General features: G+C 59.5%; 14 protein-coding genes. 9 read left to right on the forward strand and 5 right to left on the reverse strand.

The window, feature by feature from the left end:
* Positions 1-27: 27 nt before the first annotated feature.
* The 5 genes from ACSQ36_RS06805 (at position 28) to ACSQ36_RS06825 (ending at position 3,979) form a co-directional block, all read left to right on the forward strand.
* Positions 28-771 carry an aspartate/glutamate racemase family protein gene (locus tag ACSQ36_RS06805; protein ID WP_436181319.1) on the forward strand — a complete coding sequence of 248 codons (744 nt, stop codon included), beginning with the start codon at positions 28-30 and terminating at the stop codon, positions 769-771.
* Positions 772-920: 149 nt separating this feature from the next.
* Complete coding sequence (gene puuE, locus ACSQ36_RS06810) at positions 921-1,871, forward strand: allantoinase PuuE (protein WP_436181320.1); 951 nt, start codon at positions 921-923, stop codon at positions 1,869-1,871.
* A complete protein-coding gene (gene uraD / locus ACSQ36_RS06815; RefSeq protein WP_436181321.1) occupies positions 1,868-2,386 on the forward strand; it encodes a 2-oxo-4-hydroxy-4-carboxy-5-ureidoimidazoline decarboxylase in 519 nt (172 codons plus the stop codon). The genes puuE and uraD overlap by 4 nt, the downstream gene beginning before the upstream one ends.
* A 65-nt stretch (positions 2,387-2,451) precedes the next feature.
* Positions 2,452-3,462: an allantoicase gene (alc, locus tag ACSQ36_RS06820; RefSeq protein ID WP_436181322.1), complete on the forward strand. Its 1,011-nt coding sequence runs from the start codon at positions 2,452-2,454 to the stop codon at positions 3,460-3,462.
* A gap of 28 nt (positions 3,463-3,490) precedes the next feature.
* On the forward strand, positions 3,491-3,979 hold the full coding sequence (locus ACSQ36_RS06825; protein ID WP_436181323.1) for an ureidoglycolate lyase: 489 nt from the start codon (positions 3,491-3,493) through the stop codon (positions 3,977-3,979).
* Positions 3,980-4,476: 497 nt separating this feature from the next.
* On the opposite strand, the gene ACSQ36_RS06830 is transcribed toward ACSQ36_RS06825, so the two are convergent.
* Positions 4,477-5,607: an IS110 family transposase gene (locus tag ACSQ36_RS06830; protein WP_436181324.1), complete on the reverse strand. Its 1,131-nt coding sequence runs from the start codon at positions 5,605-5,607 to the stop codon at positions 4,477-4,479.
* An 857-nt stretch (positions 5,608-6,464) separates the two neighbouring features.
* Between ACSQ36_RS06830 and tnpC the strand changes: the two genes are divergently transcribed.
* On the forward strand, positions 6,465-7,877 hold the full coding sequence (tnpC, locus tag ACSQ36_RS06835) for an IS66 family transposase (protein WP_436181325.1): 1,413 nt from the start codon (positions 6,465-6,467) through the stop codon (positions 7,875-7,877).
* Between the two features lie 301 nt (positions 7,878-8,178).
* Here the strand turns inward: tnpC and ACSQ36_RS06840 are convergent, their stop codons facing one another.
* From ACSQ36_RS06840 to ACSQ36_RS06850, 3 genes are all read right to left on the reverse strand, one after another.
* Positions 8,179-9,372, reverse strand: coding sequence for a urate hydroxylase PuuD (locus tag ACSQ36_RS06840; protein WP_436181326.1), 1,194 nt, complete (start codon positions 9,370-9,372; stop codon positions 8,179-8,181).
* A gap of 74 nt (positions 9,373-9,446) precedes the next feature.
* Positions 9,447-9,800 (reverse strand): hydroxyisourate hydrolase, encoded by a 354-nt coding sequence (gene uraH / locus ACSQ36_RS06845; protein WP_213764075.1) that lies wholly within the window; start codon positions 9,798-9,800, stop codon positions 9,447-9,449.
* A gap of 104 nt (positions 9,801-9,904) precedes the next feature.
* Positions 9,905-10,117 carry a hypothetical protein gene (locus ACSQ36_RS06850; RefSeq protein WP_436181327.1) on the reverse strand — a complete coding sequence of 71 codons (213 nt, stop codon included), beginning with the start codon at positions 10,115-10,117 and terminating at the stop codon, positions 9,905-9,907.
* Positions 10,118-10,329: 212 nt separating this feature from the next.
* Between ACSQ36_RS06850 and ACSQ36_RS06855 the strand changes: the two genes are divergently transcribed.
* Entirely contained in the window at positions 10,330-11,700 is a 1,371-nt protein-coding gene (locus ACSQ36_RS06855) for an 8-oxoguanine deaminase (protein ID WP_436181328.1), read from the forward strand.
* Positions 11,701-11,702: 2 nt separating this feature from the next.
* Here the strand turns inward: ACSQ36_RS06855 and ACSQ36_RS06860 are convergent, their stop codons facing one another.
* A complete protein-coding gene (locus tag ACSQ36_RS06860) occupies positions 11,703-12,641 on the reverse strand; it encodes a LysR substrate-binding domain-containing protein (RefSeq protein WP_213764072.1) in 939 nt (312 codons plus the stop codon).
* Between the two features lie 269 nt (positions 12,642-12,910).
* Between ACSQ36_RS06860 and ACSQ36_RS06865 the strand changes: the two genes are divergently transcribed.
* Positions 12,911-14,509: an ABC transporter ATP-binding protein gene (locus ACSQ36_RS06865; RefSeq protein ID WP_436181329.1), complete on the forward strand. Its 1,599-nt coding sequence runs from the start codon at positions 12,911-12,913 to the stop codon at positions 14,507-14,509.
* On the forward strand, positions 14,506-15,612 hold the full coding sequence (locus tag ACSQ36_RS06870) for an ABC transporter permease (RefSeq protein WP_213764070.1): 1,107 nt from the start codon (positions 14,506-14,508) through the stop codon (positions 15,610-15,612). The genes ACSQ36_RS06865 and ACSQ36_RS06870 overlap by 4 nt, the downstream gene beginning before the upstream one ends.
* The last annotated feature ends 3 nt before the right edge of the window (positions 15,613-15,615 follow it).

Below are 15,615 nucleotides of genomic sequence, written 5' to 3' on the forward strand. Positions count from 1 at the left end.
GCTTGCAGGAAATAAAGGAAGAACCAAATGCGCATCAAGCTGATCAACCCGAACACAACGGAACGCATGACGTTGGCGATGGACCGTTGTGCCCGGGAAATAGCGTCAACAGGAACGGAGATCATCTCCGTAAGCGCTTCGATGGGCCCGCCCTCTATCGAGGGTTACTACGACGAAGCGCTTGCATCGCTAGCCTTACTGCAGGAGATTGAAAAGGGTGAGAAAGAAGGTATGGACGGGTATGTCATAGCCTGCTTCGGCGACCCGGCGTTATATGCCGCCAGAGAGTTGTCCAGGGGCCCGGTCATCGGCATAGCGGAAGCGGCAATGCATGCAGCAAGCGTCATAGCGCCGAGTTTCAGCGTAGTGACAACCTTGAAGCGCACCTGCACGATGTCCTGGCATCTGGCGGAGCGTTACGGCATGAAGCGTTTCTGCAAGAACGTCCGTGCAACCGACGTGGCGGTGCTGGACCTGGATATCCCCGGGTCCAGGGCGCGCTCGATCATCATAGAAGAGTGTCGAAAGGCCTTGGCGGAAGACGATGCGGAGTCGATCGTCCTGGGCTGCGCAGGCATGGCCGAGTTTTGCCACGAGATTGAAGATGCGATTGGCGCGCCGGTTATCGAGGGCGTGACGACCGCGGTGAAATGGGCGGAAGCGTTGATTGCGCTAAAGCTGCGAACGTCGAAACGCGGCGACTATGCCCGCCCGCTGGCGAAGCAATATGACGGCGCGCTAGCCGCTTATAGCCCAGGCAAACCCCAATAAAACGCCTGGACCATACATCTCGCCTGACCCGCAATATCTGCGTATGAATATGGGCGTGACGATGTGTTTTCGCTAAACTGACCCATCGTCGCGCGGGTCTTCTCTTCAACCGTGTGCGGCTCCATCGACTTCCACGCACTCATCCAGCCATGTCGAATGAATCGAAGTACCCACGCGACCTGATCGGCTACGGCCGGTACCCCGTGCAGCCGAATTGGCCCGGGGACGCACGCATTGCCGTGCAATTCGTGCTGAATTACGAGGAAGGCGGGGAAAATTGCGTACTTCATGGCGACCCGGCGTCGGAACAGTTCCTGTCGGAGATCGTGGGTGCGGCGGCGTATCCGTCTCGTCACATGAGCATGGAATCCATCTACGAATACGGCTCGCGTGCCGGCGTCTGGCGCATCCTTCGCGAGTTCGAAAAACGGGACTTGCCGCTTACCGTGTTCGGCGTGGGCATGGCGATCGAGCGTCACCCGGATCTCGGGCGCGCGTTCGTCGAATTGGGGCACGAGATCGCGTGTCATGGGTATAGATGGATTCACTATCAGGACATGTCGCCGGAAAAGGAAGCGGAGCACATGCGGCTTGGCATGGAGGCCATTGAACGCGTGACGGGCGTGCGGCCGCTCGGCTGGTACACAGGGCGCGACAGTCCGAACACGCACCGGCTGGTCGCGGAGCATGGCGGTTTTCTGTACGACTCGGATTATTACGGCGACGACCTGCCGTTCTGGATGGACGTGGAGGTCAGCGGCGGCGCGAAGGTGCCGCAGCTGATCGTGCCTTACACGCTCGACACCAACGACATGCGTTTTGCCACGCCGCAAGGTTTCAACACGGCGGAGCAGTTTTTCACTTACTTGCGCGACGCGTTCGACGTGCTCTACGAAGAAGGCAGCGACGCGCCGAAAATGTTGTCCATCGGCATGCATTGCCGGTTGCTGGGCCGCCCGGGACGCTTCCGTGCGCTGCAGCGTTTCCTGGATCACATCGAGCAATATGATCGCGTGTGGGTAACGCGGCGGGTCGATATTGCGCGGCACTGGCGCGAGCATCATCCGTATGAAGGCGCGGCGGGGGTGACCAAGCCATGAGTATCGTGCGGATCACGTTGGACCAGCTCAATGCGCTGCCTGCCGGCGCATTTATCAGCACGCTTTCCGGTATCTTCGAACACTCGCCGTGGGTGGCGGAGGCGGCGCTGTTGAAGCGGCCGTTCACGAGCATCGACCAGCTTCACGACGTCATGACGACGATCGTCGACCAGGCGGGTAACGCACGACAACTGGCTTTGATCAACGCCCACCCCGAGCTTGCCGGCAAGGCTGCGGTGCGGGGCGAACTCACGGATGAATCCACGCGCGAGCAAAGCGGCGCCGGCCTCGATCTGTGCACGCAGGAAGAGTTCGACCGATTGCAGGTGCTTAACGCCGCGTACCGCGAGAAGTTTGGATTTCCCTTTATTTTGGCTGTGCGCGGATTTGATCGCCACGGCATTGTCGCGAACTTCGAGGCGCGGTTGCATCACGGCCGCGACATAGAGTTACGTGAAAGTCTTCAGCAGATTTACCGGATAGCGCGCTTCAGGCTCGACGATTTGCTTGGTTGATGAACGTTTGAATGCTCGAACGCTTGAACGCAGCGCGTCACTTCAAAACCTTATAAGGAAACATCATGGCCGCCCCCATACTCGATGTAAACGCGCCGGAATTCACGCGCCGTTATGTGAACCTCGCGGACCCGCGGTTGGGCGCCCAGGCGCTTGAGGCCAGCGACGAATTTTTTGCACCGAAAGAGCGGATGCTCAATCCGGAGCCGGCGGTGTTTATCGTGGGTAAATACGACGATAACGGCAAGTGGATGGACGGCTGGGAAACGCGTCGCAAGCGGGTGAGCGGGTTCGACTGGTGCGTGGTGAAGCTGGCGCGTCCGGGCGTGATCAAGGGTATTGATATCGATACTAGTCACTTCACGGGCAACTTTCCGCCAGCCGCGTCTATCGAAGGTGCGCACGTGGTTGATGGCGCGCCGACGCAGGCGACGCAATGGACGGAAGTGGTGCCGTCCATGACGTTGCAGGGGAACACGCATCATTACGTGGACATTGCCAGCGAACAGCCGTTCACCCATCTGCGCGTGAACATTTACCCGGATGGCGGTATCGCGCGGTTGCGTGTGTATGGGCAGCCGCAGCTTGACTGGCGCAGCGCCAGCCGCACCGAGCTATTCGATCTTGCCGCGATGGAAAATGGCGCGTACGTCGTTGGTGCGAACAACCAGCATTTCGGGCCGGCGTCGACCTTGCTGATGCCGGGACGCGGCGCAAATATGGGCGATGGCTGGGAGACGCGTCGTCGTCGTGAACCGGGGAACGACTGGTGCATCGTGGCGCTTGCTCAGCCTGGGGTGATCAAGAAGATCGAGGTGGATACGGCGCATTTTAAGGGTAACTACCCTGACCGGTGTTCGTTGCAGGCTGCGTATGTGAAGGGTGGAACGGACAGTTCGCTTGTCACGCAGGCGATGTTCTGGCCGGTGTTGCTGGGCGAGCAGAAGTTGCAGATGGACAAGCAGCATGTGTTCGAGTCGGAGTTGGCTGCGCTGGGTCCTGTTACGCATGTGCGGTTCAACATTTATCCGGACGGCGGAGTATCGCGGTTGCGGTTGTTCAGCACGCTTGTTTGATCTATGTAAATACGAAGCAGGCTCTGCGATGAAAAAGTTGGCAATTGAACCGTTGACCCGGTCGGCGTTTGAGCCGTTCGGCGATGTCATCGAGCTTGAGGGTGCGAAGCAGATTCCGATTAATCTCGGGACGACGATTCGTTTCCATGATCTTGCCCGGATCGATGTGGAAGACGAGGGCGGGCGGCCGCTTGTGAATCTGTTTCGCGGGCAGCCGCGGGTGTTGCCGTTCGAGGTTTCAATGCTCGAGCGGCATCCGTTGGGGAGTCAGGCGTTTTTGCCGCTTAACGACAGGGCGTATCTTGTTGTTGTTGCGCCGGGTGGGGATTTGGATCCTTCCGCTATCCGGGCGTTTGTTACGCGTGGCTGGCAGGGAGTGAATTACGCCAAGGGGGTCTGGCATCATCCGTTGATCGCACTTGGCGAAGTGAGCGACTTTATTGTTGTGGATCGCGGTGGGGAAGGGGCTAATCTCAATGAGGTTCAGCTTGATGAATCGGTCTGGTTAATGGATTGAATTTTCGCTCGCGCTCGGGGGTGAGGTCGGGCGGGGTTGGTGTTGGCTTCTGGCTTAGTGGTCGGGGGCTGTGCTGGATTGCCAGGTTCCGGGGTTAGCGGTCTGAGTCAATATCGGGTTGCTGCTTTCGATGTTAGCGGTCTGCGAGAGTCGGATATTCTCTTTATCACTATTAGCCACTGTGCGTGGCGGCACGTCATTTCTGATATGACTTTCCGTGTCAACAGGTGTTTTTAGCTGTGGTCATCTTTTCTCTTCCTACAATTTCCTGAGGGCGGCGTAGCAGTAACACTCGACGGTGAATCAATCTGATATTCGCGGGTTGGTTACCGCATTACAGTGATCCGTCTCGTGAGCCTGCCGCTAACTTTGTGCGCAAGTCGGCGTGAACCGTTGATAAGCCGTTGCAAAGAAATGCCGCGGGTAACTCTGATGCCGGGCTACGCCGCCTTCAGGAAACTGCCTTTTCGATGATTGCAAAACTGTTTTTTGCTGGTTTAGACAGCCGCTCTGGACTTGTTGATCGCCTGCTCCATGCCCAGACGGGCGATGTCCCAGATAAACCCGGCGAGTTCGCGAGCGATCGCGACGACCGCCACGTTTTTGAGTTTGCCCTTCGCCACCATTCTTCTAAAGCGCCCACACAGACGCAACTGCGCGTCCCAGGCGCGATCGATAATCACCTTGGGCACGCCCTCATGACGCTGCTGAATTTCGGGACTCACGCGGGCCGTATGCCGATAACTCCAGGCGGCCTCGATCAGCAACTTTCGCGCAAGCGAATTGCCCGTCTTGGTGATGCTGCCCTGGCGCCGGCTGCCCCCCGACGAGTATTCTGAAGGCGTTATGCCCAGCCACGCCATCAACTGCCGAGGATGGGCAAAGCGCGTCACATCGACGATCTCCGAGAGCAAGCCAACGGCGGTGGTGAACTTGATGCCGCGCATGGTTTGCAGGGCGAGCACGGCGGGATAAAAGCGCCACTGCGGCACCGCTTCGCGCAAGGCCGACTCAAGCCGCTCGCACTGCGTAAACCGGTCTTCGATCGCGCGGCGCAACTCGGTGAAGGCGAGGTCCTGCCATGCGTTGCCGAACGAGAACTTGCTGATCCAGCGTCGATGCGCCGGCCCCCAGTTCGCCGTGCCCGCGTATCGCACGGCGTGGGCGAGCAGGAACGATTTTAACGCTTGGCGGGCGCGTTTGAGGGCATCGCGCGTACTGGCCCAGACACGCGCAAGATCGCGAAACGCTTCGTCTTCGACGGTGGGCACATGCACTGCGCTGAGGTCGCCCGCGCGCAGTGAGCGCACGAGCTTGAGCGCGTCGCGGCGGTCGGTCTTCACGCGATCGCCGGCTTTGCGCGGGATCAGCGAGGGGGCGCACACCATGCACTCGAAGCCTTTGGCAGCGAGGCGGCGCTGCAGGTCATAGCCCAGAGGACCGGCTTCATAAACGATTTTTACGTGGCGAGCCTTGGATTGAAGCTTTTTGCATAACTGATCAATATCGCGAGAGCGCGTGCCGATCTTGCCGAGCACTTCGACTTCGCCGCTGCCCAGCGCGTAGGCAACTGTAATCGAGTCTTTGTGAACATCCAGTCCGACAAATAACGTGATATCGTTTTGCATGCTGGCCTCCGTGTTGGAAACAAAACCTATGAGTGACGGGTTCGCCCTCACTGTTACGGCTCTGGCGCTATGCTAACCCGCGTGTTTTAGCTCTGTCACGGGGGCCAGCCCTTACTGCTCACGGAAGTCATACTAACTTTGTCCAAAGCGACAAAGAAACGAAGCAAAGAAAGCGCTTTTAAACCACGCTACCCTAAGTGTCCACAGCGTGCAGTTTCTATTCATAGGTGCCCCAAAAGCACGGTGCTCGCCAGAGCGGAGGATGTGTGAACCCCTCCTTCTCCGAACACCGATACCCACACGCTTCGCCACCAGTGATTGAACCTGCCCAAGGGGCACCCCGCGCTATCCGCGGACGACCACCCGCCGAATTTGTACGCACCTCGACCACGCCGCCAACCTACCAAGTAGTAAAGTCCCAACAATGCGTAAGGCCGTAACCGACGAAAATAACGGTGTAGGCCGCGTAGCCAATTCACCAAAGACTGAGGTAGTAGTACGCGTCGCGTCGAACTGCGGTGGATCAAGTGTGACCCGCGAGAAAAGCGAGCCGACCAAGCAGCCACCCCCAAAGACGCGTGAGGCCGTGCGGGTTCCTTAGCAATGGTGCTTGCCCGAGAGCGTACGGGGCGAAGCGTGTTCGTGTCAGGATTCGCGAGAAGGAGGGGTTCAAACATCCTCCGCTCTGGCGAGCACCGTGCTTTTGGGGCACCTATGAATAGAAACTGCACGCTGTGGACACTTAGGGTAGCGTGGTTGAAAGCGTTTTCTTTGCTTCGTTTCTTTGTCGCTTTGGACGTAACTAGTCAGCACTTGTAAACTGCTGCGAAGCTCGGCATGATTCGGAGATGACATTAGTGCCTAACCTTAAAAATCTAACGGACGAGCAGAAGGACGCACTCATCATTGAGTTGGTGAGACGTCTGAATGAGATTGAAGCGAAGCTGGAGAAGGACAGCCACAACTCAAGCAAGCCACCGTCCTCGGATGGCTTGAAGCGCAAACCCAAACCCAAGTCGCAGCGCACGGTGAGCGGAGCCGCGCCAGGCGCTCAGCCAGGTCATGAGGGCAAGACACTCAAACGCGTGGCGCAGCCAGATCACGTTGAGATTCATCGCGTGAGTCGGGTATGTGATAACTGCGGGAAAGAAATCATGCCCGATCGCATTTCAGTGCTGGCCGAAGAGCGCCAGGTCATCGATTTGCCGGTGATCCGGTTTGAGGTGACAGCCCATCGCGTGGAGCGGGCGCAATGCGGCTGCGGCCAATTACATCGGGCCGAGTTTCCCAAAGGCGTAAGCCAGGCGGTGCAGTACGGCAGCCAGATCCAGGCGGCGGCGGTCTATCTGACGCAATATCAGCAGTTGCCCCTGGAGCGTACCTCGCAGGCGTTGCGCGACCTGTTTGGCCTGAGCATGAGTTCGGGCACGGTGCAAAACTGCATCACGCAAGCGGCACGGATGTTGAGTCCGGCCGTTGAACTCATTGGGCAAGCGCTGCAAAGCGCGCCGGTCGTGCATTTCGATGAAACCGGCATGCGCGTGGGACGTACCCTGCACTGGCTGCACACGGCCTCGACCCAGGCGCTGACGTGGTATGGCTCGCACCGCACGCGTGGGCGCGAAGCACTGGACAGTTTCGGTATCCTACCCTCATTTACCGGGATCGCAGTGCACGATGGCTGGGTGCCTTACTCCTACTATGAGTGCGAGCATGCGTTATGCAATGCGCATCATCTGCGCGAGTTGATCGGGGTGTGGGAGTCGACCCAGCAGCCCTGGGCCGAACACATGCTCAAGCTGCTGCGCCAGGCCAAGCGCGAGGTCGATGACAGCATTGCCTGCGGCCGTACGGGCTTGAGCCGCACGCGCACCAACTACTATCGGCGACGCAGCCGCGCCCTGATCAGAGAAGGCCGCAAGCTCAACCCGCAGCAAGCGCGCGACCCCACGCGTGAAGATGTGCGCGGCAGAATCAAACAAAGCGAAGCCTACAATCTGCTGGGGCGCCTGGAGCGTCATACCGCGCAAGTGTGGCGTTTCGTGGCCGACCATCGCGTGCCGTTCGACAATAACCAGGCCGAACGCGATATCCGCATGCCCAAGCTCAAACAAAAAGTCTCGGGATGCTTCCGCACAGCGAGCGGACTTCAGGCGTTTTGCACCATCCGATCGTATCTGGCTACCCTGCGCAAACAACGCCGCCCACTCATGGCCGCGCTCGCTCTTAGCTTCGCTGGCCACGTCCCTTCGCCTTTAGCGGCTGACTAGTTACCTTTGGACAAAGAAATGACGTGCCGCCACGCACAGTGGCTAATAGTGATAAAGAGAAAATCCGACTCATGCAGGCCGCTAACGCCGAAAGCAGCAACCCGGCACTGACCCCGACCGCTAACCCCAGAACCTAGCAACCCGGCACTAACCCCTGACCGCTAACTCCGGAACCTAGCAACCCGGCATTAACCCCTGACCGCTAACCTCAAAACGACTAACACCCCAACTTTTCATTCCCACCCAACCGCGCCAGCAGACCTAACCCTCCCGGTCCACCGGCGCGAGCAAACCCCAAGCCCTACTTCAAAGCCCCACCCTGAAACCACGCGGCAAGTTTCTGCCGCTCACCATCGGTCATCTGAGTAACATTCCCCAGCGGCATCGCCTTCAACACCACAGCCTGCTGATAAAGCCGTTGCGCATTCAACGAAATCGACTCGGGCGTATCCAGCAAAACCCCAGCCGGTGCAGCGCCCATCATCGTCGGATGAGCGGCATGACATGTCGCGCACCGCTGCGTCAAGATCGGCTCAATATCGGCTACGCGAATTGCAGGCGCCCCTGCCACCGGCGCAACCGTTGGCACACCCTTCGGCATGGTCCATGCAAACGCACCAAACATCAGCAGCACACCAATCACCGGCAAATACCACAACACCTGCCCACGATGCCGCATCACGAAGAACTGTCGAATCAATGCACCCGCCAACATGATGATCAGCAACACAGCCCAGTTATAAGGATGCGTATAAGTCATCGCGTAGTGATTCGACAACATCACGAACACCACCGGCAACGTGAAATACGTGTTGTGCACCGAACGCTGCTTGCCACGCTTGCCATAAATGGCATTGGGCACCTCGCCCTTGAGCATGGCTTCAACCATCTTGCGCTGACCGGGAATGATCACGAAAAATACATTCGCCGACATGATCGTGGCCAACGTCGCGCCGGTAATCAAATACGCCGCACGTCCTGCGAACACATGGCAAGCAAGCCACGCCGCGATGACCACATAGGCGCCCACGCAGATTCCGAGCAGGCCATCGCGATTGCCCAGCAACCGGCACAGCGAGTCATACACAATCCAGCCTGCCAGCAAGAATCCCAGCGCCGATGAAACCGCCACCACGGGTCCCATATCGAGCACGTTTTTATCGATGAGATACGTGCTCGGCGAGAACAGATACAACACCATGAACAGGCCAAAACCCGACATCCACGTGGTGTACGACGGCCACTTCGACCAGTGCAGGTCGTCGGGCATGTTCGGCGGCGCGACGGTGTACTTTTGCATGTTGTAAAAACCGCCGCCATGCACATGCCACAACTCGCCAAACACGCCGCGCTTGGTCGCAGCCGGGTCTTTCGGCGGCTTCAGGCTGTTGTCGAGCGCCACGAAATAAAACGACTCGCCAATCCACGCAATCGCCACCACCACATGCAGCCAGCGCAAAGCAAGATTCAGCCAGTCAACAATAAAGCCTTGCATGAAACGTCTCCACTACGAATTCTGTTGTCGAACCATCGGACGGACGCGAGGTGAAAAAGCGTCAGATAAAAATCTCAGCTACCGCGATACGTGCTGTATGCCCAAGGCGAGACCAGCAGCGGCACGTGATAGTGCGACGTGGCATCGGCAATACCAAAACGCAACACCACCCGGTTCACAAAGCGGGGTTCAGGCAGATCCACGCCATTTGCCGCGAAATAATCCCCGGCGTGGAATACGAGCTCGTATTCGCCAGTGACAAACGCGTCGTCCTGTAGCAACGGAGCGTCGCAACGGCCATCGGAGTTGGTGTGGGTGGTCAGGAGCGCGCGCCGGGCATCGCCGGTCAGCACGAAAAGTTCGACCTTGATGCCGGCGCCGGGGCGGCCATGCGCGGTATCGAGTACGTGGGTTGTGAGCTTGCCCATTCGCGTTGTCCTTATAGTGTGCGAGGAGCGGCTGCGCATCGAACCGTCTGAGTTCTCGTCTGTGTTCTGACAATCAGCGGCGGATCGAGGCTCCACAAGCGTGGCTACATACCCGTCGGCGTGAGAGGATGCGCGCCGTGACCAGCATTGTAAAAAGTTGCGGTGATCATAACGCCCGCGATAGGCAAGATAATCGCCAGCACATAACGGCTGCCCGCATATTGCGGTTTCGTAAAGAAACCGTCAGCGTTCCAGCCCGGTTCCAGCCCTTTCCACCGCTTCCCGGCGATGCTACGCGAGCCAAAATTCACGATCATATCGAGTCCGTGAAGACAACTATGGCAGTGTGCGCATTGTCAGGGGCTTTTTGGCTACGGACAGTAGCGTCTTGCACAGCGCCTTGCACAGAGGTTTGCTGGGCATCCCGAAGACGGCGATCGACGCTGGGTAACCGGGTAACAGGCGCGGATTCAAATGGTGCTTTTGTGCTTTGCGCCCTCGGTACAACAGTGAAATAGCGGAGATCGGCATGCAACAGAAACCCCGGACATTGCTGGTGAAGAACGCGCGTGTGCTCGTGACCATGGACGAGAAACGACGCGAGATCGCCAACGGCGGTTTATTCATCGAAGGCAACCGGATCACGCAGGTCGGCGCGACCACCGACTTGCCGCAACAAGCGGACGAGGTGCTGGACCTGTCAGGCCATCTGGTGATTCCCGGCCTGGTCAACACGCATCACCACATGTATCAAAGCCTCACGCGGGCTGTGCCGGCTGCGCAGAACGCCGAGTTGTTCGGCTGGCTGACCAGCCTGTACAAAATCTGGGCGAACCTGACGCCCGAGATGATTGAAGTATCGACGCTCACCGCCATGGCCGAGTTGCTGCTGTCGGGCTGCACGACGTCGAGCGACCATCTCTACATTTATCCGAATGGTTCGCGCCTGGACGACAGCATCGCGTCGGCGCAACAGATTGGCATGCGTTTTCACGCGGCGCGCGGCAGCATGAGCGTCGGGCAGAAGGACGGTGGTTTGCCGCCCGATTCGGTGGTCGAAAAAGAAGACGCGATCCTGAAGGATACGCAGCGCCTGATCGAAACATATAACGATGAAGGCCGTTACGCGATGCTGCGCGTGGTCGTGGCTCCCTGCTCGCCGTTCTCGGTCAGCCGCGAGTTAATGCGCGATTCGGCGCTGCTCGCACGGGAATACGGGGTATCGATGCACACCCATCTCGCCGAGAACGTGAACGATGTCACGTATAGCCGTGAGAAGTTCGGCATGTCGCCGGCTGAGTATGCGGAGGATCTGGGCTGGGTCGGACCGGATGTCTGGCACGCGCATTGTGTGCAGCTGGACCGCGCGGGTATCGAGTTGTTTGGGCGCACGGGCACGGGTGTCGCGCATTGTCCGTGTTCGAACATGCGGCTGGCGTCGGGCATTGCACCCATCCGGGCGATGCGGGACGCGGGCGTGAGCGTTGGTATCGGCGTGGACGGATCGGCATCGAACGATGGCGCGCAGATGGTCGCGGAAGTACGGCAAGCGTTGTTATTGCAGCGCGTGGGTTTCGGTCCCGATGCCATGAGCGCACGGGAAGCGCTCGAAATCGCGACGCTGGGCGGCGCGAAGGTGCTGGGCCGCGATGATATCGGCGCGTTGGCGCCAGGCATGGCAGCCGACTTTGTTTCCTTCGATCTGAGCCAGCACGGCTTTGCGGGCGCGTTGCACGATCCTGTCGCGGCGCTGGTGTTCTGCGCGCCGTCGCAGGTATCGACGAGTGTTATCGACGGAAAGGTGGTCGTGCGCCACGGTCAGTTGACGACGGTCGATCTCGGACCGATCGTCGAGCGTCACAACCGGCTGGCGGGTCAGTTGATCGCCATGGCCAATTAAGCTTAAGGTTGAGGCACTTCGATCAGCGAGCGCGTGGCATCGGCGACGAGGTGACGGAGCCACCGCACTTCGTCGGAGTAATGGCAGCGCTCGTGCCACAGTTGGTAGTACTGCATGGGCGGGAAATCGAGCGGCGCGGGCACCACGGTCAATGGCAAAAACTTGGCGTAGTGATCGGCGAACAGGCGCGTGGTGGTGAACACGAGATCCGACTTGATCAGCACGTACGGCGCGAGATTGAAGTAGGGCAGCGTGACGACCACATGGCGCTTGAGGCGTTCGCGTGCCAGATGCACATCGATCGCTCCGCGCTGGCCCACGGAATACGGCGTAGGCGCGAGGTGCGGCGCGTTGAGATATTGATCGAGCGTGAGTGCGCCGCGGCGGGCAAACGGATGATTGGAACTGACGAGACAAACGATCTTGTCGACGAAAAGGTTCGAGAGATGCAGTTGTTCAGGCGGCTCGGGCCAGTTGCCCACCACGATATCGAGCTTGCCTTCCTCCAGCGCGAGTTCGTAGTCGAAAGCGGGGCCGAGCGAATGAAATTCGAGCGTGGCGTTGGGCGCGGCTATCCGAAAGCGCTCCACCACGGTTGGCACGAACAGCACGTTCAGATAATCCGGGCAGCCAATGCGGTAACAGCGCACGGAAGTAGACGGTTCGAAGTTGTGCTGCTGAACCTTGATGCGTTCGATTTCGCGCAGCGCGTTTTGCGTGGGCTCGAGCAGGCGCAGGCCGTATTCGGTCGGCACCATGCCCGCTTTGCCGCGCACGAGCAGCGGATCGCCGGTGATGTCGCGCAGGCGCCTGAGCGCCGCGCTGATCGCAGGTTGTGACTGATTGAGCTTGACGGCCGCGCGCGTGACGCTGCGTTCCATCAAGAGTGTGTGAAGGACGCGTAACAGGTAAGTGTCGATCGCTTCGCGTTGCTGACTCATCTTCTCTCCAATATACGGTCAGGCTGATCGACCAGGGTGCAGAACATATCGTTTTTAATATGACACATTGTTTCCGTCAAGCTGGGCATACCCGCAAGCACGTTCGTTGCAAGCTGCGCAATACCGTGCTGTTGCTAATTGCGCGCACTATTTTGAGTAATCGACGGCCCGCACCGTTTTGGGTATCTTTTACTCGCAGACTGCTTGTTTCCGTTGCTCACGTGCCGGCCATCCCGGTTTTGCGCAATTTCCGCACTTTCTGAGTCCATATGGGCGACGCCATTTCCTCATCCATTCAGCCGGGCGGTGCGCGACCATCGCGCCTCGCGCTTCACGGCATCAGCAAGCAATATCCCGCCGTCAAGGCCAACGACGACGTGACGCTCATCGTCGAACCGGGTGAAATCCACGCCGTGCTCGGCGAGAACGGCGCGGGCAAGTCCACGTTGATGAAGATCATCTACGGTGCGGTGCGCCCGGACGAAGGCGAGATTCGATGGGAGGGCGAACTGGTCGAGATCAGCAGTCCGGCGGCGGCGAGAAAGCTTGGCATCGGCATGGTGTTCCAGCACTTTTCGCTGTTCGAGACGCTGACGGTGGGCGAGAACATCGCGCTCGCTCTCGACGATAAATTCGATCTCAAGACGCTCGGCAAACGGATTCGCGAGGTATCGGCGGATTACGGGCTCGATGTCGATCCGCAGCGCCACGTACATAGTCTCGCGGTGGGCGAACGCCAGCGTGTGGAGATCGTGCGTTGCCTGTTGCAGAACCCGCGCCTGTTGATCATGGACGAGCCTACGTCCGTGCTCACGCCGCAAGCGGTTAAAAAACTCTTTACGGTGCTGAGAAGGCTGGCTTCGGAGGGATGCAGCATTCTCTATATCAGCCACAAGCTTGATGAAATCCAGGCGCTGTGCCAGACCGCGACCGTGATGCGCGGCGGACGGGTGACGGGGAGCGTCGATCCGCGCAAGGAAACCCACGCATCGCTCGCACAACTGATGGTTGGCCATTCGCTGCCCGATTACACGCGCCGCGAACATACGCCGGGCGAGGTGAAGCTCGCGGTGAAGCACTTGTCGGTGGCGAGCGCCGATCCGTTCGGTACGTCGCTGCAGGACGTCTCGTTCTCGGTGCACGCGGGAGAAGTTTTCGGCATCGCGGGGGTATCGGGGAACGGGCAGGCCGAGTTGCTGGCCGCGCTCTCAGGCGAGATCCGCGATAAACATAGTGCGCCCGATGCCATCACGATCGTCGGCCAGGCCGCCGCGCGCTACAGCGCGGGTGGACGACGCGCGCTCGGCTTCGCCTTCGTACCCGAGGAACGCCTCGGGCGCGGCGCGGTGCCGGCCATGTCGCTGGCGGAAAACGCGCTGCTCACTGGACATCGCGAACATATGGTGCACGGCGGCTGGATCAGCACGAAGGCCATGCGCGCGTTCGCTGATCGCTGCATCAGCGCGTTCGATGTCCGTTGCGGCGGCAACGGCGCGCTCGCGCAAAGCCTGTCGGGCGGCAACTTGCAGAAGTTCATCGTGGGACGCGAGATCCTGCAGGAGCCGAAGGTGCTGGTCGTCGCGCAACCGACCTGGGGCGTCGATGTCGGCGCGGCGGGTTTCATCCGTCAACAACTTTTGGATCTGGCCGCACGTGGCGTGGCGATCCTCGTGATCTCGGAAGAGCTGGAAGAACTCTTCGATATCTGCGACCGCCTCGCCGTTCTCGCTCGCGGCAAGCTTTCTCCGGTTCGCGAAACCGGTCTGACTAATGCAGAAGAAATTGGCCTCTTCATGGCCGGTCTCTTCGATGGCAATCGTGCCGACCCCGTCGCCCTCGACCTCGACACCACGGCCCCGACACAATGAATTTTCCTTATCGACTTGAAGCGCGCCCGACGCCGTCCCGTGCCATGCAGCTTGCCGTGCCGCTGGTCGCCGCGGTGCTGACATTGATTATTGGCTTTCTGATTTTTACGCTCGTGGGCCAGGACCCGGTGCGCGCGATGCACGGGTTTTTCATCGAACCATTGTCGAACGTGAACGGCTGGTCGGAGCTTGTGCTGAAGGCGTCACCGCTGTGCCTGATTGCGCTGGGGTTGGCGGTGGGGTACCGGGCGAACGTGTGGAATATCGGCGCGGAAGGGCAGATGCTGCTGGGCGGGATCGTGGCGGGCGGCATAGCGATTCATGTCGGCGATGCAACCGGCTGGTGGATCCTGCCGCTGATGATGATTGGCGGCGTGATAGGCGGCATGGCGTGGGCGGCCATTCCCGCGCTGCTCAAGAGCCGTTTCAACACCAACGAAATTCTGACGAGCCTGATGCTCACCTACGTCGCGACGCAGTTGCTGATCTATCTGGTGAGCGGTCCGTGGCGTGACCCAGAAGGCATGAACTTCCCGATCTCGGCGATGTTCGGCGATTCGGCGCAATACCCGCGTCTTTACAGCGATTGGGGCTGGGCATGGCTGAAGGGCACGCGGATCAATGCGTCGGTGTTCCTGACGGCGATCGCGATTCCGCTGGTGTGGCTGTTCATGCGCAAGAGCTTCGCGGGGTATCGGATGAACGTGGGTGGGCTGGCGCCGCTGGCAGCCCGCTACGCCGGTTTCTCCGATAAAAAGGCCATCTGGACCTCGTTGCTCCTGAGCGGCGGTCTGGCCGGTTTGGCTGGCATGGGCGAAGTGGCCGGACCGATTGGACAACTGCAGGCGAGCTGGTCACCGGGGTACGGCTTCACGGCAATCATCGTGGTGTTCGTCGGGCGGTTGCATCCGGTTGGCATCGTGCTCGCGAGTCTGCTGATGGCATTGCTGTATCTCGGCGGCGAAGCGGTGCAGACGTCGATGCAATTGCCGCAGGCGATCGCCGGCGTGTTCCAGGGATTGCTGCTGTTTTGCCTGCTGGGTGCGGACCTGTTCGTCAACTATCGCGTACGGCGCCGGGTTGCGGCGCATGCACATTCGTAAATA

Origin of the sequence: Caballeronia sp. LjRoot34, from assembly GCF_964253815.1 — a bacterium.
In the GTDB taxonomy this organism is placed as follows: Bacteria; Pseudomonadota; Gammaproteobacteria; order Burkholderiales; family Burkholderiaceae; genus Caballeronia.